The sequence below is a fragment of the Streptomyces sp. NBC_00259 genome, from assembly GCF_036181745.1.
Taxonomy (GTDB): domain Bacteria; phylum Actinomycetota; class Actinomycetes; order Streptomycetales; family Streptomycetaceae; genus Streptomyces; species Streptomyces pratisoli.
The window spans coordinates 6,836,770-6,859,503 of the sequence record NZ_CP108080.1; the positions used below are offsets into that span (position 1 = coordinate 6,836,770).

A 22,734-nucleotide genomic window follows, 5' to 3' on the forward strand; every position below is an offset into this window, starting at 1 on the left:
GCTCGTGTCAGAGGACCCGGAGGATGTCTTCGACGCGGTCCTTGGCGTCGCCGAAGAGCATGGCGGAGTTCTCGCGGTAGAAGAGCGGGTTCTGCACGCCGGCGTATCCGGAGGCCATGGAGCGTTTGAAGACGATGACGTTCTCGGCGTTCCAGACCTGGAGGACGGGCATGCCGGCGATCGGTGAGTCCGGGTCCTCGGTGGCGGCGGGGTTGACGGTGTCGTTGGCGCCGATGACGAGGACGACGGTGGTGCGGTCGAAGTCGTCGTTGATCTCGTCCATCTCCAGCACGATGTCGTAGGGGACCCTGGCCTCGGCGAGCAGGACGTTCATGTGGCCCGGCAGCCGGCCCGCGACCGGGTGGATGCCGAAGCGCACGTCGACGTCCCGGTCCCTGAGCGTGCGGGTCAGCTCGGCGACGCCGTACTGGGCCTGGGCCACGGCCATGCCGTATCCGGGGGTGATGATCACCGAGTCGGCCGACCCGAGGAGCTCGGCGACGCCCTCGGCGGTGATCTCGCGGTGCTCGCCGTAGTCCTTGTCGTCGGCCGGGCCGGCCTCGATGCCGAACCCGCCGGCGATCACGGAGATGAAGGAACGGTTCATCGCCTTGCACATGACGGAGGACAGATAGGCGCCCGAGGAGCCGACCAGGGCGCCGGTGATGATCAGCAGGTCGTTCTCCAGCAGGAATCCCGACGCCGCGGCCGCCCAGCCGGAGTACGAGTTCAGCATCGAGACCACGACCGGCATGTCACCGCCGCCGATCGAGGCGACCAGGTGCGCACCCAGGACCAGCGCCGTGATCGTGACCGCGACCAGCAGCCACAGCGCCGGGGCGATCACGAACCACGTCGTCAGCACCGTGAACGCGGCCAGGGCACCGAGGTTGAGGTGGTTCCTGCCGGGGAGCATCAGCGGCGACGACGAGATCCGTCCCGAGAGCTTGAGGAACGCCACGATCGAACCGGTGAAGGTGACCGCGCCGATGAAGACGCCGATGAACACCTCGGCGGAATGGATCCCGAGCAGTTCCTGGACCTCGAGCACCTTGGCCTCGGCACTGACCGTGCCGTTCAGGGTGGCCTCGACGTGGAGGTAGCCGTTCCAGCCCACGAGCACCGCGGCCAGCCCCACGAAGGAGTGCAGCAACGCGATCAGCTCGGGCATCCCGGTCATCTCCACCACGCGCGCCCGCCACAGCCCGGCCGCGGCTCCGATCGCCATGGCGCCGATCATCAGCGCCAGACCGACTCCGGAGATGTCATGGTGGATCGCCAGCGCACTCGTCGCGGCCAGGGCCACCACCATGCCGCCGATGCCGAAGGACTTGCCGGCCTTGGCGGTCTCGTGACGGGAAAGTCCGGCCAGCGCCAGGATGAAGAGCAGCGCGGCGACGATGTAGGCAGCCGCCGCTGCTGTCTCGACAGTCATCAGTTCAGACATGACCGGGCCCCTCAGCTTCTCGAGAACATGGAGAGCATCCGGCGGGTCACGGCGAAGCCACCGAAGATGTTGACGGAGGCCAGCAGGATCGCGATCGTCGACAGCACCGTGACCACGTCGCCGTTCGGGGTCTCGCCGTGCCCGATCTGCAGCAGGGCGCCGACCACGATGATTCCCGAGATCGCGTTGGTCACGCTCATCAGAGGCGTGTGCAGGGCGTGATGCACCTGACCGATCACGTAGTAGCCGATCACGATCGCCAGCGCGAACACCGTCAAGTGTCCTTGCAGGGCGGACGGGGAGAGGGCCGCGAGCAGGAACAACACCGTGGCGCCGACTCCGGCCATGGCGAACGGCCGCCGGGCCGACACCGGTGGCTCGGCCCGGGAGCCGACCGGCCGCGCCTCGGAGGGTGCGGGGGAGGAAGCGGCCGCCGGGGCGGCGGACACCTGGACCGGCGGCGGCGGCCAGGTCAACTCGCCGTCGTGTACGACGGTCATCGACCGCTGCACGACGTCGTCGAAGTCCAGCACCAGCCGGCCGTCCTTGTCCGGGGTCATCAGCTTCATCAGGTTGACCAGGTTGGTGCCGTACAACTGGGACGCCTGCGTGGGCAAGCGTCCGGGCAGGTCGGTGTAGCCGATGATCGTCACACCGTTGGCCGTGACCACGGCCTCGTCCCTGACCGTGCCCTCGACGTTGCCGCCGTTCGCGGCGGCCAGGTCCACGATCACGCTGCCCGATCTCATCGACGCCACCATCTCGGCGGTGATCAGTGTCGGCGCCGGCCTGCCCGGGATCAGCGCGGTCGTGATCACGATGTCCGTCTCCGGCATCCGGTCCATGTACAACCGGGCCGCGCGGGCGTTGTAGTCCTGCGACATCTCCTTGGCGTAACCCGTCGCCGACACCGCCACCTCGTCGGCATCGCCGGCCTCGACCGAGAGGTACTCGCCGCCCAGCGACCTGACCTGGTCGGCGACTTCCGGCCGCGGATCCGTGGCGTACACGACGGCACCCAGGCTTCCTGCCGCACCGATCGCGGCCAGACCCGCCACCCCCGCACCACAGACCAGCACCTTGGCCGGCGGCACCTTGCCCGCGGCGGTCACCTGACCGGTGAAGAACCGGCCGAAGGCATGAGCGGCCTCCACCACCGCGCGGTAGCCCGCGATGTTCGCCATCGACGACAGCACGTCCAACGACTGCGCCCGCGAGATACGTGGCACCGCGTCCATCGCCAGCGCCGTGATCGGCCGCTTCGCCAGGTCCTCCACCAGCGCGGGGTTCCACGCCGGGCTCATGAGGCCCAGGACCGTCGCACCCGGCTTCAGCCCGTCCAACTGCTCCTGCGAGAGGGCGTTCACCCCGAACACGATGTCCGCCGCAAGCGGGTCACCGGCCCTCGCGCCGGCCCCGACGTACGCCTCGTCCGGGAAGCTCGACAACTCTCCGGCACCCGGCTCCACCACGACGTCGTACCCCAGCTTCACCAGCTGGACCACCGTGGTGGGAGTCGCGGCAACGCGCGTCTCGCCACGGCGGGCTTCGCTCACGATTCCGATCAGCATTCCCCACACTCCAGGGTGTCGATGTTCCCGGGCATTCGGCGGATGCCCACGTGGGCACACCGGGAGCGCCATCCAAGGCGACTGCGGCATTGGATGGCGCCTGCCCGGGAGTCCGCGATCAGGCGACGGGCTTCGACAGCCCGCCGTCGACGCGCAGCACCTGACCGGTCACGTAGGAGGCGTCGTCGGACGCCAGGAACGCCGCGGCGGCGGCGACCTCGGCGGGCTCGGCCCAGCGGCCGAGGCGGATGCCGAGCCCCTGAACCATGCCGGCCCGGACCTCCTCAGCGCTCTTGCCCTGCTGCTTGCCCATGGCCTCGGTCTTGGTGAGCCAGCCCTCGGTCGTCGTCATTCCGGGGGAGATCGCGTTGACCCGGATGTTGCGGGGAGCCGCCTCGGCCGCCAGGTAGCTCGTGAGCGCGACCGCGCCCGCGTTCACGATGGCCGTGGCACCGGTGTTGGGAATCAACGCGTGTGCGGTCGCGCCGACGACGTTGACGATGCTGCCGCTGCCGGTCCGGCTCAGGAGGGGCAGCGCGGCCTGCGAGACGCGAAGGTAGCCGATCAGCTTCGTGTCGAAGGCGGAAGCGATGTTCTTCTCGTCGACGTTCTCGAGCGGGGAGGGCGTGAGCTGCGGCCCCGCGTTGTTCACGAGGATGTCGAGGGCGCCGTGCCAGGCGTGCACCTCTGCCAGAGCGCCGTTGACGGAATCCGCGTCGGTGACGTCCGCGACGACGGGGAGCACGTTCTCCGCCCCGGATCCCTCGGTGAGACGACCGGCCGCGGCCTTGACCGCCGCCTCGTCCCGGGCCGCGATCGCCACCTTGGCACCACGCTCGAGCAGCGCCTGTGCGATGGCGAAACCCATGCCTCGACTACCACCGGTCACGAAGGCCGTGCGGCCCTCCAAGTTCCAACCTGCAGCCATGTTCGGCCCCTCCAGTCAGCGGTCAATTGCTTGCTGCCGAGTGGATCCGACGAGCCGAGGCCCTGCAAGCGCGGTTAACGGAGCGTTCACACCTGGGCAGTCGGGCCACCTCACACCTTCCCGAGGGTTAACGGTGGGAGGCGCACACTGGCCTGCGCTCAGCCTGTTCCGAGGGTGAAGGAGGGGTGGGTGATGGAGGTCTGCTGCCTCGAGGCACCCCACGGGCGACGTGGCACGAACGATGGTGGTGTGAGGCCGGAGCGTTGAGGGACACCAGGAGCCGGCTCGAGCAGGACCCGCGAACGGAGGCTCCTCCCGTCGCCTGGAGCGTGGCGCTGCGCGGTGCCGTACGGGGCAGGTCACTGACGCAGACGATCGTGGCCGCTCTGGCGGTCGGGTCGATTCTGTTCATGGTCAACCTGTACGCGCAGGTCCGGGACGGCCCGTTCACCTGGGCGCTCGCCTCGCGCGTCGCCCTGACCTTCCTGGTGCCGTGGCTCAACGCGACGATGGGGATCGCGATCGGCCTGCGGAGATCCGGTGCTTCACCGCGCCGCCGGACCTCGCCCGCAGACGCGGCCACTCCCTGAGGTCTCCGGCGGACCGTGCCGGGCTCACGCGGCCCCGCGGCCCTCTGAGCGTGCCGTCTCCTCCTCAACCCGAGCTCTGCCGCTTCCAGGCAGGATCCGTCGAAAGGTGATTCTCATGTCGCTGGTGCCGATCCTCACGTCCGATCAGTTCTCATCGGCCGACCAACCCGCTGTCGCGCAGGGGGTGAAGGCCTACGGCGAAGTCCTGAACACCTGGGGGGCCATCGGCAACAGTCCCGGCCTGCTCGCCACGTACCTCCCCTTCCTCGGGCGGCTCAACGGCCCGGGCGCGTTGGACGGGCGCCTGAAGGACCTGGTCGCCGTACGCGTCGCCGTGCTCAACCACTGCCGCTACACCGCGAGTCACCGCTGCACGTCGGCGATGGCCAAGGGGGTGGAGGTCGACGAGCTCGCGGCCGTTGCCACCGGGGCGCTCGCAGGCTTCACCGAGCAGGAGCAGCTGGCACTTCGGCTGGCCGAGGAGATGACGGTCGCCCTTCCGGCCGTCCCCGCGGACAAGGGCCTCACCGGTGTCTCGGCGAGCGTCCGCGACGACGTGCAGCGGGTGTTCGACGCGGCACAGCTGACCGAGCTGGTCATGTGCATCAGCATGTGGAACGCCTTGTCACGCTTCCACCGGGTCATGGCCTTCGAGCTGGACATGCCGGCGCCGCCCGCACCGGTGGATGCCCAGCTCTGAAACCGCGCAGCGCGCCGAGGCCGGCCGGACAGGAGTCCGGCCGGCCTCACGCCGTGCCCGGACGAGAAAAGCCACGATTAACACCCCACTAACATCTCGTGGCTAACGTCGAAGGAACCAACGGCTGAACGAGTCCCCCACTTCTGGGCAGGATGCGCTTTCGAGCATTCCGATCGAGCATTCCGAATGGTCAGTGGATCGCGACGCTGATTTCCCGGCTTCTAACGCCTCGAGAGTAAGTTCATGAACGGATTCGCGGCAGCTTCCCAGCGAGGTTCTATCGATGGGGAATTGACCGACGATCCGGACTGGAAAAGTGCGTGCACGACGGTACCTGGGTGAAGTGGAGAGGTGGCACTTGATGCGAACTGGCGAGCAGTACCTGGAGTCTCTCAGGGACGGGCGCGTTGTCTGGGTCGGAGGTGAACGGATCGACGACGTCACGACCCACCCGCTGACCAGGGCGCAGGCCAAGCGTATGGCGAAGTTCTACGACCTGCACCACGAGCCCGAGTTGCAGGACGTCATGACCTTCGTCGATGACGACGGGGTGCGTCGTTCGATGATGTGGTTCAAGCACGGGGACGCCGAGGGGCTGCGGCGCAAGCGTGTGTACCTGGAGACCGTGGTCAGGGAGCTCGACGGCGGATCGTCCGGCCGGACCCCGTGCGCGAACAACTACGGTCTGGTCACCTACGAAGAGGACCCGCAGCCCTGGAGCGACCAGTCCGTGGGAACGGGCGGGCGTGACCTGACCGTGGGCATCCGGAAGTTCCTGGATCTGGTGAAGGAGGGCGACCTCAACTGCGCCTTCGCCTTCATCGACCCTCAGATCGACCGGTCCAGGCAGCACGCGGCCAAGACCGCGCTGCGTGTCGTGGAGACGCGCGACGACGGCATCGTGGTCAACGGTGTCAAAGCCGTGAGCACCGGAACGCCGTTCGCCGACTACATTCACATCGGCGTCTTCTACCGCCCGGGAATCGAGAGCGAACAGGTCCTCTACGGCGCCTGTCCGGCCAACGATCCGGGCGTCACGATGGTTTCCCGTGAGGCGACGGTGCGTGACGACGTCGATAACCACCCGATCGCTTCGGCCGGTGACGAGCTCGAATGCACCGTCATCTTCGACAACGTGTTCATTCCGTGGGGAGCGCGTATTCCACGTCGGAAGTCCCGAGCACGCTTCGCTGTACCCGCAGCGCATCTTCGACTGGGTGCACTACGAGGCGCTCATCCGGACGATGGTCCGGGCCGAGCTCATGGCCGGCGTCGCGATGCTGATGACCGAGCACCTCGGCACGTACCAGCTTCCGCCGGTCCAGGCGCGCCTTGCGCGTCTCGTCGAGTTCTACCAGACGCTACGAGCCCACGTGATCGCGTCCGAGGCGGAAGGATTCATCTCGCCGTCGGGGCTCTACAAGCCGAACGTCCTGCTCTTCGACTTCGGCCGGTCGTACTACCTGGAGAGGTACGCGGAGATGAGGCACGAGGTGATCGACCTCGCCGGTCGTGCCTCGCTGCTGTTCCCCACCGAGGAGCAGTGGAACAACCCCGAGCTCCACGACTGGCTCGCACCGCTGCAGGCCGGTGCGGTCGGCGAGCCCTACGACCGCCTGCGCATCTCGCGCGTCATCCGTGACCTCTTCCTGTCCGACTTCGGCGACCGGATCAGCACCTTCGAGCAGTTCAACGGGACTCCGATGCTCGCCACCCGGATGCTCACGATGAAGCGCTCGGAGCTGTCACCCACCGGCCCGCTCACCGAACTCGCCCGGAAGATCTGCGGCCTTGAGAAGCCCGAGGCTCCCGAGGTGACGGCCTACACCGAGCAGGCCGAATACGCCCGCCGCCTCGACGGCGTGCGGCTCGAGGGCTCACGGGTCCGCTGAGCCGGCGACCGAGCACGGGCGGTTCGCGGCCGGTGCCGGCCGCGAACCGCCGTCCTCGGCATCCCCTGGGCAGGGGCCCGATGAGGGAAACAGCGACTGGGCGAGGGACGCCGGCCCGGCTCCTTCGCGTATGGACGGAGAGGTTGACATGGCTTACTACATCGCACGTGCGGCGGATCGGAAGTTCTTCGACGTCGAGGGCGTGCCCGGTCTTCGGCAGGCGCTCCTGGTCGGGCACGAGCAGGGTGCCGCGCACCTGGAGGTGAGCTTGTACGAGCTGGCTCCCGGGGCGACGACGGGCTGGGCCCGCTGCCCGTTCGAGGAGTCGTGGTTCATCACGGGCGGAAACGGCGAAGCCTCCCTTGCCGGTCTGCGCTACGAACTGGGTTCCGGCGACTACGGTGTGGCGCCCGTGGGCCTCGCCCATGCGCTGTCTGCGGGCGATGAGGGACTGACGTGGCTCGGCGTGCGCGCACCGAAGCCGCCGACGTTCGACGGTGCCCGTAACAGCATCGCCGCCAAGCCCGCTGCGGGTGAGAACCTCGGCCGTCCGTCGGAGACGGACCCCCGGCACCGCTTCGTCGGGCACTTCGAGGACTCGGACATGGCCCCGTACGCGCAGCTGTCGATGCCCGGTTACCACGGCCCCAACGTCAAGAACATCAGCCTCAGGATGATGGTCGACCAGCTCCTGGGGGCACAGCATCACACGGTCTTCGTGTGCGAGATCGCGCCGAAGTCCGGCCCGGGCCAGGCGGCGAAGGTCCACTACCACCCGTTCGAGGAGATCTACTACTTCACATCCGGCGGGATGCGAGGAACACTCGACGGCAACGACGAGGTCGTCGAGACGGGTGACCTGGTGTGGGCGGGCACCAACGGCACACACGGGTTCGTCAACGAGCGAAACGAGCCCGCGCGCTGGATCGAGGTGCAGTCGCCGATTCCTCCCACTTCGGACGGGTTCTTCTTCCCGGACGACTGGCGTAAGCTCCCCGAGGAGCACTGAGGATCACGGAGGCGTGACGATCGATGGGTGACTCCGAACCCGATCGACCAAGCGGCTCGAAGGCGCCGGGTCGACAGCATCGCGTCATCATCAGGCGGAAGCTGGCCATGCCGGAGCCGGCGAAGGACATCGTCGTTCGCGAGAGGCTCAGTCAACGGTTGAGGGGGTTGCTCGACCGTCACACCGTGGTGAATGTCTTCGCGACAGCCGGGGCCGGCAAGACAACGGCGGTGGCCCTGGCTGTGCGCGACCTCGACAGGCCTGTCGCCTGGCTGTCACTCGACGGTACGGAGCAGGCGGCGGGGCGCCTGCTCGTCTACCTCGAGGCGGCTGTCGAGGGCGTTGTCCCCAGCGCGGCCGACGTGGCGTCCGATGCCCTGAGCAGCAGTCTTCACATCGGTGAGGCGGCCGGACTGCTGGCGGAGAGCCTCCAGGGGAGCCGGCTCGTCCTCGTGTGCGACAACGTGGAACGGATCGCCCCCGACGAGGCCTGCATCTCGGTGCTGTCGTCCTTCGCCCGCTACCTGCCGTCCGGTGTGAACCTGGTGCTCGTCTCACGCGATGACATCCGCCTCGACACGGGCTCGACGAGCGAGCGTGACCGGGTGGGTGAACTGGTCGAGAGCGACCTCTCCTTCGACGCACAGGAAGCCGCCGCCGCGCTGCGAACCGTCGGTCACGTCGACGTGCACCCCGCTCAGGCGGTGGCGGCGACGGGGGGCTGGGTCACCGGAGTCCTGTTCGAGGGCTGGCGCCATACACAGTCTCGCGGGCTGGATCCCGACCTGCTGCGGTCCTATGTCGCGGCGAACGTCTTCAACTCGCTCACCCTGACCGAGAGAACGTTCCTCCTGCACACCAGTCTGCTGGGAGAGGTCTCGGTCGAAGGTGCCCGGGCCCTGGGCCAGGAGAACGCCGCGCAGGTCATGGCGGGCCTGCGTGCGCGGCATCTTCCGGTGACGTGGTCCCCGGGCGGTTCTCGCATGACGCCGCACCCGGTGTTCCGCGACTTTCTGCTCGAGGCCCTGGAACGGGAAGACGTCACGACGCTCGCCGCGCTTCGTCGCAGGCACGCAGAGGTCCTGATCGCCGGCGGCGCGCACGAGGAAGCCGTCGACGAGTTGCTCCGGCTCGGGGACCTGGAGGCGGCAGGGCGGCTGGCTGCCGCGGCCCTCCCCAGCCTCGTCGCGCGGATGGACTTCGCGCCGGCGGCACGGTGGCTCGACGCACTGGGAGCCTCGGTGCGGACTCTGACCCCGGAGATGGGCGCGGTCATCCTGCGCGTCGCCTTCGCACTCGAGCAGTGTGATCGCGGAGTGACACTCGTCGATCGCCATGGACTCGACTGGCTTCCGGCGCCGAGTACCCCCGACTTCGAGGAGGCCCGCGTCCTGGCCTGCTGGTGCCTTTGGCACCACGGGAGGATCGAGGAGGCGCGATCCATCGCCGATCAGCTGCCTCCGGGCCGCAACCGGCTCATCGCACACACGTTGATCGCGCTGGCCACAGGCGAGGAGCCACCACCGATCCCCGAGTTCTCGGCCACGCCGTCCGGCCCGCTCGACGGGTTGCTGATGCGGCTCGCCTTCCTGCGCGGCCGCCTCGACGGACTCGACGACCCGGGGTCGTTCGATCCGTGGCGCACGATACTCGGCGGCCCGTGGGTCGTTGCCGCGCTGCGCGTCACCGGGCGGCTCGACGCCGCGATGTCGATGTTCGAGCCTCGCCGTGGCTCGTCGCAGCCGGTCTGGCTGCATGCCGTCGACGCCGTCGATCTCATGCTCGACCTCGGCCGCGGAGAGGAGGCCCGTGCGTCCATCGAGCGCGGGAGGGAGCTCATCGCGTCGACCGGCTCGAAGGTGTACCGGAACCTGAGCCTGCTCGTCGAGGCCAAACTGTGCCTGCGCCTCGAGTGCGACGCACAACGGGCCGACCGGGTACTGGTGGAGGCGGCCGCCAACGGGGCCTCGGAGTACATGCTGACACGGGAGATGTGGCAGATGTGGTCGGGTCTGTCGATGCTCCTGCAGAACCGGGACGCCGAGGGCCACGAGCATCTCGCGGAATGCCTCCGGAGCATGCAGAAGGGAGACCGCCATCTCGAACTCCCGACGGCTGCCGTGTACCTTTCCGAGGCGCAATGGCGGCTCGGCCTCGAAGAGGAGTCCGACGCCACCGCCGAACTCGCGCTGGCCGCTGCCTCGACCCATGGAACACAGCACCTGCTGCTGACGGCCCTGGCGGACGTGCCCTCGGTCGCCGCCAGAGCCGCGGACACCAAGTCCAGCCGCATGTCACCCTGGCACGAGATCCTCGCCGCCCTCTCGGGCCAGCATCCGATACGCGTGAACGTGAGTACGCCCCGACTCGTGCTCGAGGAGTTCGGCGAGCCGGTCCTCACGGTCGACGGACACGTGACTCAGCCACGGCTGACGAAGAGTCTCGAACTCCTCAGCTACCTGCTGTGGACACCCGACCGCAGAGCCACCCGCGAGGAGCTTCTCGGGGCGCTCTTCGGCGGCCGCAACGACGCCGCCGGCCGCAGCTATCTGCGGCAGGCGCTGTACCGGCTGCGCGAGGCACTTCCCGAGGGACTGGGCCCGGCACAGGACGGCGATGTCTTCCACATGGCCGGCCCCGCGTTGGCCATGGGGTCGGCACAACGGGCGGTCGATCTCGTCGCCCAGGCCGGGAGACAGGACGGAGAGATCCGTCTCCAGACCCTGTCGCGCGCCCTCAGCAGTGCTGAGAGGGGGCCCTATCTCGCGACGATCTCGGGTGAGTGGGTCACCGAGCGCCGCGTCGTCCTGACCGAGACCTTCGTGTCGGCGCGGGTCGACGCGGCCAAGCTCGCCTATCGGATGAACCGCTATCGCGAGGCGAAGGGGCTGGTCGACAGCGTGCTTCGTGAGGATCCGTACCGCGAGCAGGCCTGGCAGCTCGCCATCAGGCTTGCGCATGCCAGCGGCAGCGACGACGGCGTGCTGGCGCTCTACCAGCAGTACGTCGCGCGGATGCGGGACCTCGGGGTGCCGCCGTCCGACGAGGTCCGCCGGCTCGTCATGCAGCTGCGCCGATAAGGCCGGCCGATTTCGCCTCGGTAAACACGCGGTGAGTCACACTCGAGCACCGGGTTGCAGGAAATGCTCAGCCGTCTCGTTACAGGCAACGGAGGGCAAGATGGGTGCGTCGACCGCGCAGGAGATGCGCGCTACTTTTCGCGGAGCTATGGCACGGTTCACGACCGGCGTGACGATCGTGACCACCAGGACTCCGAACGGGCCGGCGGGGATGACGGCCAGCGCTGTCACGTCCGTTTCGCTGGATCCGCTCATGCTGCTGGTGTGCGTCGGAAACACCCTGGCGACCAGGGACGCGATCTCCGGCTCCGGCGTCTTCGCCGTCAGCGTTCTCTCACAGGGCCAGGAACGGCACGCGCTGCGGTTCGCGAGCCGGTGCGACGACAAGTTCGCCGGCATGGGGCTGCGCGCGGACCACGACCTCCCCGTCGTGGAAGGCGCCGTCGCTCACTTCGCCTGCAATGTGAAGGAAGAGTTCGCCGGGGGAGATCACACCATCTTCGTCGGCGAGGTCGTCAGTTGCGGCTACTCCGTCGACTCGAACCCGCTTGTCTACTTCGGTGGGAAGTTCGGCAGCCTCTGCGATCTCGACTCCCATGCGCAGTTGGCGTTCGACTGGCAGTTGGCGGCATCGCTGTAGCGAGACCCGCCGAGGCACCCGGGCCGCTCACGCGCGTCAGCGCGCCTCGGGCCGGGTGCGTTCAACCACCCCTTGCGCATGCCGCGCTCACCCCTTGCGCGCAGGTGGCGCACCTCATTCCCAGGAGATGAACGTGGACGTATCCGTGCTGGGTCTCGGTCAGATGGGATCCGCCATTGCCGAACGACTCGTCGGCGCGGGCCACAAGGTCAGCGTCTGGAACCGCTCGAAGGGCAAGGCGGACGACTTGGTGGCCAGGGGCGCGTTCGAGCTGGACGCGTCCTTTGAGGCGTGGGCCCGGTCGGACGTCTGTATCACGATGGTCGCGGACTCCCAGGCCCTGGCCGATGTCGCGCTCGCACCCCACAGCGGGCTCGCGCACGCTGCGACCGGCAGGGGTAAGACCCTCATCGACATGAGCACCGTCTCGGCGGAGGTCTCCGGTCATGTGGCCGCCGCGGCTTCGGCCGGCGGCGTCCGGTACCTCCGCGCTCCGGTCAGCGGAAACCCGGGCGTCGTACGTGCCGGGAACCTCACGATCCTCGCCTCGGGCGAAGAGGCCGTCTTCACGTCCGTCGAAGGCCTCCTGCGCGACATCGGTCCCCACGTGTTCCACGTCGGCGAGGGGGACGCTGCCCGCATCATCAAGCTGGCACTCAACCTCATGGTCGCCGGGACGGCCGAACTTCTCGCCGAGTGCGTCGCGTTGGCCGAGGCCCACGGCGTACGACGGGACAAGCTCCTGGAGGTGGTCGGAGCCTCGGCGCTCGCGTCACCGTTGGTGAAGTACAAGATCGGGCCGCTCCTGGCGGACGACTACACACCGACGTTCAGCTCGCGCCTCATGCGCAAGGACGTGGACCTGGCCCTCGACGCGGCGGCTGCCGGCGGAGTTCCCCTGCCGGTCACCAGTGTCGTGCAGCAACTGCTTCAGGCCTGCATATCGACCGGCCTGGGCGAGCTGGACTTCATGGCCCTGCTCCTGCGTCTCCAGCGGGAGGCGGGCCAGACCTCCGGCTGACCGGACACCAGCCGGATGCGGGGGGAGGTATCGGCCGAGCCGACTACGTCTTTGGTGCCGGTCCACCCGGGCCTGTGGTCCGATGTACGGGGCGGCGACGACGGCTAGCGTCGCACCCATGCGTATCGGACTACTTGGCACCGGCAATGTCGCCCGCGCACTGGCCCACGGCTGGAGCGCCGCAGGACACGACGTACTCCTCGGTTCCCGTCGACCTGAGGAACGGACGGACGTCGGTCTCCCGGTGGCGGGCCTGAGCGAGACCGCCGCCCACGCAGAGGCCTTGGTCAATGCCACCCCGGGAACCATCTCCGTGGAACTGCTGCACTCCATCGGGGCACAGGCACTGGCCGGAACCCTGCTGATCGATGTCGGGGTCGGCCTCTCGGACGACTTCACCGAGCTCTCGCACCCCAACAGCAGTCTGGGTGAACAGATCCAGGAAGCCTTCCCCCTCACCCGCGTCGTCAAGACGCTGTGCACCATGGATTCCACCGTGATGACCGCCCCGGACGATCTCGACGGCCCGAGCACCGTCTTCCTCTCCGGCGACGACGCCGACGCCAAACGCATCACCGGCCGACTCCTCACCGACCTCGGCTGGCGCCCATCGTCCCAGCTGGACATGGGCGGCATCACCACCGCACGCGGACAGGAGCACTTCGCCCTGCTCTTCATGGGCATCGCGGGCGGTCTCGGTGCCCACACCTTCAACATCAAGGTGGTCACCCGTCCTTCGGCCGGATGACCGTGGACTGTGCGACGCGGAGTCCCACATCGTCGATCCGGAAGGTGGGGTGGCCGCGGCGCCGCACCGACGCTCGGCAGCTCCAGTGCTCGTCGGCCCATCCGCCACCACGGAGCACCCGATAGGTGCCGTACGCCTCGGCGTCATAGACGTCCCAGCACCAGTTCCACACGTTGCCCAGCATGTCGTACAAGCCCCAGGCGTTGGGTTGCTTGCCGCCGACAGCGTGGATCCGCCCATCCGAGTTGCTCCGGTACCAGGCGATCTCGTCGAGCGGGCCGTACCGCGGGCCGGTGGTGCCCGCTCGACAGGCGTGCTCCCATTCGGCTTCGGTCGGCAGCCGGTACCCGTCTGCGGAGGTGTCCCATTCGGCCGTCTCATCGTCGGCATCGACCTGATAGGCGGGCTTCAGCCCTTCACGCTCGGACAACGCGTTGCAGAACCGGACTGCGTCCCACCATGAAACGCCCTCGACGGGAAACAGGTCGCCTTGGGCGCTGCTCGGCCGCTGACCGGTGACCTGTGCGTACCAGGACTGCGTGACCGGGTACGCCGACATCCGGAACGCCGCCACATCCACCGGCCAACTGCTCTGCGTCCGCCGGTCCGACAGTGTCACCCTTCCTGGCGGGACGGTGACCATGCTGTCCGGCTCTCCGATGACGAGCTTGCTCTCGTTGACGCCCTTCATGGTCATTCTCCGAGTCTCTGAGCCTCTGAGTGACACTCAGGGTCCGCCGGCGGCATCCCCGTGCTTCAGTTGCGGCGCGTCGTGGCGCTGAGGACCTGCTCGCGGAGGATGTCGGCGTGGCCGCAGTGCTGGGCCAGTTCGCGCAGTGTGTGGAGGTAGACCCAACGCAGCGGCAGTGGGCCGCGACGGTTGCCCTGTACGAGGTCGTCCAGTGTCAGCTCGGCCGTGGCTCGACGGGATGCCGCGCACGTCTGCTCGTAGGCACCCTGGACCAGGGCGATCGTGTCGCTGTCGTCGAGATCGAAGGATTCGTCGGGAGTGTCGGGAATGTCGATCTCGGTACGGGACCGGCAGGTGATCGCCTCGTCGAACCAGACCTTCTCGACGAACGTGGCGTGCTTGACCAGGCCGAGCAGCGTGGTCTTGGACGTGACCAGCGACCGGCGGGCCTGCTCTTCGGTCAGCCCGTTCAGGCTGTCGTGCAGTAGGGATCGATGCTCGTCGAGGAGCGCCTCGAACTGATCCCGGAGCGGTGCGTGAAAGACGGCGGGTTCCGCCGGCGGCTGGAAGTCCATGACCGCAACCATAGGTTGCTCGGTCCCTCGCCCGAATCCCCGCCCATGTCGGGCGTACCCGGGATGTGTCGCGGTGTGCAGGGAGAGGGCCGTGCAGACGTACAGCGATTTGTATCTACCGATACAGTATCGAATGAGCGGATGGCTGATAATGTGCCCTCATGACCGCCGACCGTGCTCCCCGGAACACCGCCTCCCGTGCGACCGACCGCCCCGGTGACGCCTCGCCGTTCGCTCTCGGCCTGCTGCTGCGTCGGGCGCACTGGCGCGCGGCCGGGGTGATGTCGGAGGCGCTTCGGCCGCTCGGCATCGAGTTGCGGCATTTCGCCGTGCTGATCGTGCTGGTCGACCGCGGACCCACGATGCAGCGGGATCTGGCGGCGGCGACGGGGTCGGACAAGGCGGGAATCATGCGGGTCGTGGACGACCTGGAGCGCAGGGGGCTGGCCGTACGCAAGGCCGTTCCGGGGGACCGGCGGGTGCGGGCGGTGGAGATCACGCCGCAGGGTGTCGAGCTCTTCGACGCGGTTCATGTGGCGGCGGTGCCGCTGGCCGAGCGCCTGGTGGCCGAACTGGAGCCCGGCGAACCCGAGAAGCTGACCGAATTGCTGACCCGGTTCGCCTACGGAGAAGACAGCGAGGCGTAAGCGCGCGGCACACCGTTGCCTACCGCGTGGGCTGTCTACCGCGTGGGCGCGCCCTGTCTCCCGCCCCTGTCGCGGCGAATCCACCGCCGCCGCGGCCGAGGCCGCCGGCACGCGCACCGTGTGACGTCCCGGGCCGAGGCGTCACACGGTGCCCATGACCCGGAGTTACGCGCCGAGGCGCTGCGCGAGCTCCTTGGCCTTGGTGTTCGCCTCCTCGAAGGCGCGCCGGCGGGATGCCTCGTAGAGGGGGATCAGATCCGACATGGCTTCCTTGCGGGGAGCCATGGTGAGTTCCGGAACGATGAAGTCGACGTCCAGGCCGAGGGTGCCCTTGAGGACGGCTTCCAGGTAGTTGAGGACGAACTCGCAGTCCTCGCGCGGAGTCCCCGGCCGGTAGGAGCCGCCGCGGCTCGCGACCACGGTGACCGGAGTGCCCTGCGCGGAGGGCATCTCGCCCGCGGTGCGGCCGGGAAGGATCACGTTGTCCAGCCATGCCTTGAGGGTCGACGGGACCGTGAAGTTGTACATGGGGGCGCCGATCAGGATGGCGTCCGCCTGCTCCAGCTCCTCGATGAGCTCCACGCGCGCCGCGAACGCGGCGGCCTGCTCCGGGGTGCGCTCGGACGGGGTGGTGAACGCGGCGGTGTGGGCGTCGGCGGTGATGTGCGGGACAGGGGCCGTGGCGAAGTCGCGGTAGATCACCGTGCCCTCCGGGTGCTGTTCCTCCCAGGCGCTGCGGAAGGCCCCTGCGACGGAACGGGACGAGGACACCCCGGTGGGGAACACGGACGAGTCGATGTGCAGCAGCGTGGCCATGGAGTTTCTCCCAGGAGCGGCGCCCGAGGCGTGGAGCCGGGGCAGCGGATTCGCAGTCGAAGATAGTTAAGCACGTGATGGTATTGAGTGATACTATCGCGAGTGTGACGAAGGGGGGTGCAGTGAGTGGATGAAGGAGGTCGGTGATCTTGGACGTCTATGAGGCGGTCACGACCCGACGCGCAGTACGGGGATTCACGGACCGGCACGTGCCGAGGGAAGTGCTGGAGCACGTACTGTCCGCAGCGGCTTGGTCACCGTCCGCATCGAATCTCCAGCCGTGGCACGTCTACGTGCTGACCGGCGCACCGCTGGCCGAGCTCAAGAAACGCGCCGGCGAACGCCTGACCATGGGTGACGACTGGGACGAGCCTGAGTACCAGCAGTACCCGCCCACACTGAAGTCCCCGTACCGGGAACGCCGGTCCGCCTTCGGCGAGCAGCGTTACGGCGCACTCGGCATTCCGCGCGACGATCTGGAAGCGCGCCAGAGGGCCGCTGCCGCGAACTGGGAGTGCTTCGGCGCGCCCGCCGCCCTGTTCTGCTACATCGACCGCGTAATGGGCCCGCCCCAATGGTCCGACGTCGGGATGTATCTGCAGACCGTCATGCTGCTGCTCCGTGCCGAAGGACTGCACAGTTGCGCGCAGATGGCCTGGGCGAAGTTTCACCGGACCGTCACGGAGGTCGTGTCGCCCCCGGACGAACTCCTCCTCTTCTGTGGCATGTCGATCGGGTTCGAGGACGTCACGGTGGATGGCACCCGTACAGGGCGGGCGCCGCTCGACGAGACGGTCACGTTCGTCGAGGGGTTAGCCGGGACCGCTCGCCGGAGCCGCCCGCTTCCGTTCGGCAGTGGCGCGCCCCCGCCCTGGACAGCCGTAACCGGAGTTTCGGAGACCGCGGAATCATGCATCTCGAGCCCTGCCCTGTGACAAGTACCCTTGAAGAGGCCGTTTCTGTCTTTGAGCAGCACCGGCCGCGTCTCTTCGGAATCGCCTACCGCGTGCTCGGCAACGCGGCCGACGCCGAAGACGTGGTCCAGGAAGTATGGCTGCGATGGCAGAAGACCGACCGCTCCCCGGTGTTGAGCCCGGTGGCCTATCTTTCGAGTGCGACGGCCCGCTTGGCCATCAACGTCGCGCAATCCGCGCGTGTACGCCGGGAAACCCCCATCGAACCGTGGTTGCCCGATGCCGTCGACACGACCTCGGACCCGGCGGCGGGCGCGCAGCTCACCGAAGATCTGGAACGGGCCCTGCTGCTGGTGCTGGAGAGGCTGAGTCCCACAGAATGCGCCGCGTACGTACTGCGCGAGGCGTTCGACTACGCCTACTCCGAGATCGCCGAGATCCTTCGGCTCAGCCCCGTCAACGTGCGGAAGATCGTGAGCCGTGCCCGCAAGCACCTGTCGGCCGAGCGACGGGAAAGCGTGGACAGGGCCGAGCACCGACGACTCGTCGACACCTTCGTCTCGGCGTCTCGAAGGGGCGATGTGGCTTCGCTGGAAGCCCTTCTCGCTCCGGACGCGTCAAGTCCGCCCGACGGCAACGGAATCCGGGACACCGCTCGGACACCTGTCCCGGACCGTGGGTATGCGGCCGACCTGACGACGGCCTGTTCGTGGTTACGGCGGGGCGCGTACCCCAGGTTTGTACGAGGCCGGCGGCCGTACAGAGTTGACGCTCTGCCGCAACGGCCGACCCTGCGCCCTCTCGGCGGTGGCCGCCTCGACCTCGACGCTTCACGGTCCGGGGACCAGAACCACAGGGCCGGCGAGCCGTCGTGCATCCCGCGGCCGACCGACGCGGCGCGTTGTCACACGTCTGAATGACGCCTTCACCGATGTGCCCGGCCGTTGGTGTCACAGAACAGGTGGCCGCCGGGTCATAGAGGCGAAACCAATCCACTTGGGTGTCGTGGCGAGAAGGGTGGATCATGAGAATCAGAGGTGGCCGGATACCGGTCCCATGGCCACGCCTGGGCCTCGGCGGGTACGACCCGGCACGTGGTCGTGGCCGCGAGAGGCGTCGGACCGTCACCGGCGACAAGGGGACGCACCCCTTGTCGTCGAGCCAGTCGGCCGAGGACGCCACCTCGGAGGGCTTGCGAGCCCTTCCCCGTCCCGTGGCCGTGGTGGTCGGCGCCGGGGGCGTGCTCGGAGCGGCACATGTCGGTGTCGGGTACGCGCTGGACGAGCGTGGCTTCGTCCCGGACATGATCATCGGGACCTCGGTGGGTGCCCTCGTCGGGGCCATCGCGGCCGCCCACCCCGACGGGTCCGCGTCGCCGTTGCTGGACCGTGTGTGGACCCGGCTGCGTCGCCGTGAGGTGTATCCGCTCGGTTACCTGTCCTCCCGGGCCAGTATCTTCACCGATCGCGGCCTGCGGCGGCTGATCGCACGGTCCGGGCTCCCGTCCCGGATCGAGGAGCTGGCCATCCCGTTCACCGCGGTGGCCATGGACCTGGGCACCGGCGCTCCGGTGCTGCTCGACCACGGGGACCTCGAGTCCGCACTGCTGGCCAGCGCGGCCGTGCCCGGGATGCTGCCCCCGGTGGACCGCGAGGGCAGGACGCTCGTCGACGGCGGGGTGATCGCCTACGTCCCGGCGATGGCGGCCCTGCAGGCCGGGGCGGCCAGCGTGGTGGTGCTGTCGACCGGGCCGGAGAGTTCGTCGCCCGGCCAGGCCGTCCCGCGCCGGCGGGCCGGCGCGATCGCCGCCAGGGCCGGGCTGTTGCTGATGCGCCATCAGATCGAGCGTGATCTGCAGGAGGTGGCCCGGCACGTGCCGACCGTCGTGCTGCCGACAGGCATCGACGTCTGGCCCTCCCCGTGGGACTTCGGCCACTCCGAGCGGCTGATCAGCACCGCGTCCCGTACGGCGGGAGGCTTCATCGACGGGCTGCACGTCAGCGGCCCGGGCCTGTACCGGGCCGGCGCCGCTACGACGTCGTCGGCTGGCCAGGACGAGGCATCGACCTTCTCGGCATCGGGGGTCCCCCTGTGAGTACCATCGCGTTCCTCAACATCGCCATGCACGGCCGCGTCAACCCGACGCTGCCGACGGTGGCCGAGCTCGTCCGGCGCGGCCACACCGTCACGTACCACACCTCGCCCGCGTTCCGTCAGGAGATCGAGGCCGCCGGTGCGAAGGTGTACCTCTACCCCGGGGTCGACCGGCCGCTGCCCGACCCACCGACGCCGGTCACGCTGCTGGAGGGACTCGCGAGGGATGCCCTGCGCATGACGCCCGCGGTGCTCAACGAACTGCACCGCATTCGGCCCGACCTGATCGTGCACGACAACGCCTGTCCGTGGGGCGCGATCGCCGCCCGTGAACTCAAGGTGCCGGCGGCGTCGTCGTTCACCACGTTCGCGTTCAACCGGCACGTGCCCAGCCCCACCGGCGGCTCGTGGGACCTGCTGGCCGCGGCGGCGTCTCGGCCGAGCAGCGTCCGGGGCTACCTGCGGTCGCGCTGGGGCCTGCACCGCCGCTTCGACACGCGTGGAGTGCCCCTGGTCGACCTGGGGAACATCCGCCAGCCGCTCAATCTGGTCTATACCTCGCGGGCGTTCCAGCCCGGCGCCGACGATTTCGACCCGTCCTACCGGTTCATCGGCCCCAGCATCGGCCACCGTCCGGCCGACCCGTCGTTCCCGGTCGACCGGCTGCGGGACCCGGTGCTGTACGCGTCGATGGGCACGGTGTTCAACGCGGACCCGAAGCTGCTGCGCACTTTCGCCACCGCGCTCGCCTCACTGGGCGGCACGGTCGTCGTCTCCACAGGGAACACGGATCCCGCCGCGCTGGGGCCGTTGCCGGCCCATGTGATCGCCCGGCGCTTCGTCCCGCAGCCCGAGGTGCTGGCCCGCGCGGCACTGTTCATCACCCACGGCGGGATGAACAGCGCCAACGAGGCCATGGACGCCGGGGTGCCGATGCTGGTGGTGCCGCAGGGCGCCGATCAGCCGTTGGTGGCCCGACGCGTCGTGGAACTCGGCGCCGGCCTGTCGATCCCCACCCAGGACGTGACCGAGGACTCCGTGCGCGCCCTCGCCGGGCGTCTGCTCCACGACCCCCGGTTCCGGACGGCCGTGACCACCCTGCAGGCCGCTCAGCGGGAGGCGGGCGGATACCGGCGCGCCGCCGACGAACTCGAGCGGTACCTGCATACGGCCGACCCGGCCGGTCGCTCCGCTCCCGTCGATCCGTCGCAGCGAGGCTGAACCATGTCACTCGTCATCGTCCTGCTGCTGGTCGCCGGAGTATCGGAGGCCGCCGGGCGCATCCTGCCGCTGGCGGTGCGCCGGCCCGGCATGCCGCGGCGTCTGGTGGCCTGGTTGCTGCTGGCCGGTGGTCTCGTCGAGGCCGCCGTGTTCGCGTTGTGGCCACTGACCGCCTGGACCCTCACCGAGCTGGTGGTGCCCTCGGCACCGCCGGACACCGGCCTGGCGTGGACACCGGACCTGCTCGCCCCGCTCGTGCTTTCCGCCGTCCTCGCGTTCCCCATGCTCGGGCCCTTCCTCCACCTTCTGCTGTTCGTAGGCGTCGGGGCCGGTCTGGCCGGCCCGCTCGCCGCGGCGACCGAGCTGGGCTATTGGGGCGCCGCCGGATGCGTGGCGGTCGCCGGAGTCGGTCTCGGTGTCGCTGTCGAGGTCGTACGGCGTCTGGTCGTGTGGATCAGCGCCACGGAGAGACGGAAGGCGATCGCATGAACGCGTTCCTGCTCTGGGTCTTCGCCATCGGGCCGGCCCTGCTCGCCGAGGCTCTGCTCGCGCGGTACGAGGTGCTGGCCTACGGTGCGGGCTGGCGAGACCCCATCACCGAACTGCCGACGGGCATGCCCTACGCCCGGGGCGCGGCCCCTGACAGTCCTCCGGGCGCGTACCTGGTCTATCTGGACGGCATCGGCAAACGCCGCGTCCGTGACAGCCGGGACGGCGGCCAGCTGGTCAAGGCCCTGATAGACGGAGCGCCGGAGCTGCGGGTGCTGGGGCAGGTGCAGCCGTACTCGCCACTGGCCGACCCGCTTGCCGACCGGCCGGTGTGGGCGAGGCTGCGCCGCCGCATCGGGCTGCTGCTCTTCCTGCACAACGTCATACAGATCTTCGTCGCCGCCGACCACCGGTACCGCCCGCTGTACAACCGGGCCGTGGGCTGCCAGATCGCCACTCAGCTCATGCTCGCCGGCTACCAGCCCGGCAGTGGTATCCCCGTGGTGCTCCTCAGCTACAGCGGAGGCGCCCAGGTCGCCACCGGTGCGGTCGACGAACTGCACAGCCAGCTGCGCTCCCCGCTCCTGCTGATCACACTGGGCGGGTTTCACAACGGCGCCAACAACCTCACCCGTGCCGAGCATCTGCACCGGCTGACCAGCGCGGGCGACCGGATCGAACGGCTCGGGACCTGGATCTTCCCGCAGCGCTGGCCCCTGATCCGCGGGAGCGGATGGAACCGGGCCCGCCGCGCCGGGAAGATCACCGCGCATCGGCTCGACCCGGCCACCCACGTCGGGCCGGGCAGTTACATCAGCCGGACCGCTCAGTTGCCCGACGGCCGCAGCCACCTCGACCGCACCGCCGACACCGTGATCGAACTCATCCGCGCCCGGCGCGGCGCGAGCGTGGCGACGGATGACCTGTCGCCCTGACACGCTCACTGTGCGCCCACCACGTGCCCACCGCGCGCCCGGAAAACCAGGTGCGTGGGGTCGTGGCCGTCACCTAGCGTTGCCGGTCATGCGCGTTGTTTTCACCAAAGGCCCCGGTACGAGCTACGACATCGCCGTGCACCGCGAGACCGGTGCCGCGCTCGCCCCGCGCAACGGCCCGGGCGGGCATCCGTATCTGCCGCACGACCTGGTGCACTTCCTCGTCGAGGCGGAGGCGGGCATCGAGCTCGGGGTCTACGGACGCCTGGCCGCAGGTGACAACGGCCTGTTCTGGCCCGCCGACCCGGCGGAACGCGCCAAGGCCGCCCGGCGGCGCAGGTCGAAGCGAGCGAAGTCGTCCCCTCGGGCGAAGGCCGACATGGCCAGGTCGGAGGAGCTGGCGGGCATCGCCGTACCCGTGTGGGAGGTGCGGCACGGCCACGCGCGGGAGCTGCCGGCGTATGTGACGGCGCGGGAGATCCCCCCGGTGGTCGAGCGGATCGTGACCCGCTTCGACGACTACGCCGACCGCTGGCACGCGACTCCGGTCGGAGGTTCGCTGACCCTGACGTGGTGACGCCCGCTCAGTTCGCGTGATCCAGGTGCCCCTCGACGGAGGGGGAGCCCGTCCGAGCGGGATCGCCCCGTCCCCGAGCGGCAGGCGGGGGATAATGGTGTGCGCACAGTGCAGTGGTCAACGGCCGTCGCGGACCGTCGTCGAGGGAA

At 69.0% G+C, this 22,734-nt stretch carries 22 protein-coding genes and 1 pseudogene; 17 read left to right on the forward strand and 6 right to left on the reverse strand.

Annotated elements, in window-relative coordinates:
* Nucleotides 1-7: 7 nt before the first annotated feature.
* The 3 genes from pntB to OG766_RS30645 all read right to left on the reverse strand — a co-directional run bounded on the left by pntB (nt 8) and on the right by OG766_RS30645 (nt 3,946).
* Nucleotides 8-1,435, reverse strand: a complete 1,428-nt coding sequence (gene pntB / locus OG766_RS30635; protein WP_266388706.1) for a Re/Si-specific NAD(P)(+) transhydrogenase subunit beta — start codon at nt 1,433-1,435, stop codon at nt 8-10.
* Between the two features lie 23 nt (nt 1,436-1,458).
* Nucleotides 1,459-3,018: a Re/Si-specific NAD(P)(+) transhydrogenase subunit alpha gene (locus OG766_RS30640; protein ID WP_328726693.1), complete on the reverse strand. Its 1,560-nt coding sequence runs from the start codon at nt 3,016-3,018 to the stop codon at nt 1,459-1,461.
* A 118-nt stretch (nt 3,019-3,136) separates the two neighbouring features.
* Nucleotides 3,137-3,946, reverse strand: a complete 810-nt coding sequence (locus tag OG766_RS30645) for an SDR family NAD(P)-dependent oxidoreductase (RefSeq protein WP_328726694.1) — start codon at nt 3,944-3,946, stop codon at nt 3,137-3,139.
* 263 nt (nt 3,947-4,209) lie between these two features.
* Between OG766_RS30645 and OG766_RS30650 the strand changes: the two genes are divergently transcribed.
* The 9 genes and pseudogenes from OG766_RS30650 to OG766_RS30690 all read left to right on the forward strand — a co-directional run bounded on the left by OG766_RS30650 (nt 4,210) and on the right by OG766_RS30690 (nt 13,626).
* Nucleotides 4,210-4,536 carry a hypothetical protein gene (locus tag OG766_RS30650; RefSeq protein ID WP_266386342.1) on the forward strand — a complete coding sequence of 109 codons (327 nt, stop codon included), beginning with the start codon at nt 4,210-4,212 and terminating at the stop codon, nt 4,534-4,536.
* 115 nt (nt 4,537-4,651) lie between these two features.
* The gene (locus OG766_RS30655) at nt 4,652-5,236 is read left to right on the forward strand and encodes a carboxymuconolactone decarboxylase family protein (protein ID WP_266386340.1); all 585 of its coding nucleotides are present in this window, start codon (nt 4,652-4,654) and stop codon (nt 5,234-5,236) included.
* Nucleotides 5,237-5,597: 361 nt separating this feature from the next.
* Nucleotides 5,598-6,326: pseudogene (locus tag OG766_RS30660) on the forward strand (4-hydroxyphenylacetate 3-hydroxylase N-terminal domain-containing protein); the annotation flags it as partial.
* 127 nt (nt 6,327-6,453) lie between these two features.
* The gene (locus OG766_RS30665; protein WP_328726695.1) at nt 6,454-7,128 is read left to right on the forward strand and encodes a 4-hydroxyphenylacetate 3-hydroxylase C-terminal domain-containing protein; all 675 of its coding nucleotides are present in this window, start codon (nt 6,454-6,456) and stop codon (nt 7,126-7,128) included.
* Between the two features lie 148 nt (nt 7,129-7,276).
* On the forward strand, nt 7,277-8,137 hold the full coding sequence (locus OG766_RS30670) for a cupin domain-containing protein (protein WP_266386336.1): 861 nt from the start codon (nt 7,277-7,279) through the stop codon (nt 8,135-8,137).
* 185 nt (nt 8,138-8,322) lie between these two features.
* Nucleotides 8,323-11,217, forward strand: a complete 2,895-nt coding sequence (locus OG766_RS30675; RefSeq protein WP_266386334.1) for a BTAD domain-containing putative transcriptional regulator — start codon at nt 8,323-8,325, stop codon at nt 11,215-11,217.
* 100 nt (nt 11,218-11,317) lie between these two features.
* Complete coding sequence (locus tag OG766_RS30680) at nt 11,318-11,857, forward strand: flavin reductase family protein (RefSeq protein ID WP_328726696.1); 540 nt, start codon at nt 11,318-11,320, stop codon at nt 11,855-11,857.
* Between the two features lie 133 nt (nt 11,858-11,990).
* Nucleotides 11,991-12,878 carry an NAD(P)-dependent oxidoreductase gene (locus OG766_RS30685; RefSeq protein ID WP_266386330.1) on the forward strand — a complete coding sequence of 296 codons (888 nt, stop codon included), beginning with the start codon at nt 11,991-11,993 and terminating at the stop codon, nt 12,876-12,878.
* A 118-nt stretch (nt 12,879-12,996) separates the two neighbouring features.
* Nucleotides 12,997-13,626, forward strand: a complete 630-nt coding sequence (locus OG766_RS30690) for an NADPH-dependent F420 reductase (protein WP_266386328.1) — start codon at nt 12,997-12,999, stop codon at nt 13,624-13,626.
* Here OG766_RS30690 and OG766_RS30695 read toward each other — a convergent pair.
* Nucleotides 13,604-14,269, reverse strand: a complete 666-nt coding sequence (locus OG766_RS30695; protein WP_328727549.1) for a formylglycine-generating enzyme family protein — start codon at nt 14,267-14,269, stop codon at nt 13,604-13,606. The two genes, OG766_RS30690 and OG766_RS30695, sit on opposite strands and share 23 nt — an antisense overlap.
* Nucleotides 14,270-14,382: 113 nt before the next feature.
* Nucleotides 14,383-14,892 (reverse strand): DinB family protein, encoded by a 510-nt coding sequence (locus OG766_RS30700; protein ID WP_266386326.1) that lies wholly within the window; start codon nt 14,890-14,892, stop codon nt 14,383-14,385.
* 161 nt (nt 14,893-15,053) lie between these two features.
* Here OG766_RS30700 and OG766_RS30705 point away from each other — a divergent pair, with 161 nt between their 5' ends.
* Entirely contained in the window at nt 15,054-15,539 is a 486-nt protein-coding gene (locus tag OG766_RS30705) for a MarR family winged helix-turn-helix transcriptional regulator (protein ID WP_266386324.1), read from the forward strand.
* A 165-nt stretch (nt 15,540-15,704) separates the two neighbouring features.
* On the opposite strand, the gene OG766_RS30710 is transcribed toward OG766_RS30705, so the two are convergent.
* Nucleotides 15,705-16,355, reverse strand: a complete 651-nt coding sequence (locus tag OG766_RS30710; protein ID WP_266386322.1) for an FMN-dependent NADH-azoreductase — start codon at nt 16,353-16,355, stop codon at nt 15,705-15,707.
* 149 nt (nt 16,356-16,504) lie between these two features.
* Here OG766_RS30710 and OG766_RS30715 point away from each other — a divergent pair, with 149 nt between their 5' ends.
* The 7 genes from OG766_RS30715 to OG766_RS30745 all read left to right on the forward strand — a co-directional run bounded on the left by OG766_RS30715 (nt 16,505) and on the right by OG766_RS30745 (nt 22,585).
* Nucleotides 16,505-17,290, forward strand: a complete 786-nt coding sequence (locus tag OG766_RS30715) for a nitroreductase (protein WP_423247122.1) — start codon at nt 16,505-16,507, stop codon at nt 17,288-17,290.
* Nucleotides 17,266-18,189, forward strand: coding sequence for a sigma-70 family RNA polymerase sigma factor (locus OG766_RS30720; RefSeq protein ID WP_328726697.1), 924 nt, complete (start codon nt 17,266-17,268; stop codon nt 18,187-18,189). The genes OG766_RS30715 and OG766_RS30720 overlap by 25 nt, the downstream gene beginning before the upstream one ends.
* Before the next feature lie 230 nt (nt 18,190-18,419).
* Complete coding sequence (locus tag OG766_RS30725) at nt 18,420-19,364, forward strand: patatin-like phospholipase family protein (protein ID WP_328726698.1); 945 nt, start codon at nt 18,420-18,422, stop codon at nt 19,362-19,364.
* Nucleotides 19,361-20,584, forward strand: coding sequence for a macrolide family glycosyltransferase (locus OG766_RS30730; RefSeq protein ID WP_328726699.1), 1,224 nt, complete (start codon nt 19,361-19,363; stop codon nt 20,582-20,584). The genes OG766_RS30725 and OG766_RS30730 overlap by 4 nt, the downstream gene beginning before the upstream one ends.
* A gap of 3 nt (nt 20,585-20,587) precedes the next feature.
* Nucleotides 20,588-21,073 carry a hypothetical protein gene (locus OG766_RS30735; protein ID WP_266386309.1) on the forward strand — a complete coding sequence of 162 codons (486 nt, stop codon included), beginning with the start codon at nt 20,588-20,590 and terminating at the stop codon, nt 21,071-21,073.
* Nucleotides 21,070-22,008 (forward strand): hypothetical protein, encoded by a 939-nt coding sequence (locus OG766_RS30740; RefSeq protein ID WP_266386307.1) that lies wholly within the window; start codon nt 21,070-21,072, stop codon nt 22,006-22,008. The genes OG766_RS30735 and OG766_RS30740 overlap by 4 nt, the downstream gene beginning before the upstream one ends.
* An 88-nt stretch (nt 22,009-22,096) precedes the next feature.
* Complete coding sequence (locus OG766_RS30745) at nt 22,097-22,585, forward strand: hypothetical protein (RefSeq protein WP_328726700.1); 489 nt, start codon at nt 22,097-22,099, stop codon at nt 22,583-22,585.
* The last annotated feature ends 149 nt before the right edge of the window (nt 22,586-22,734 follow it).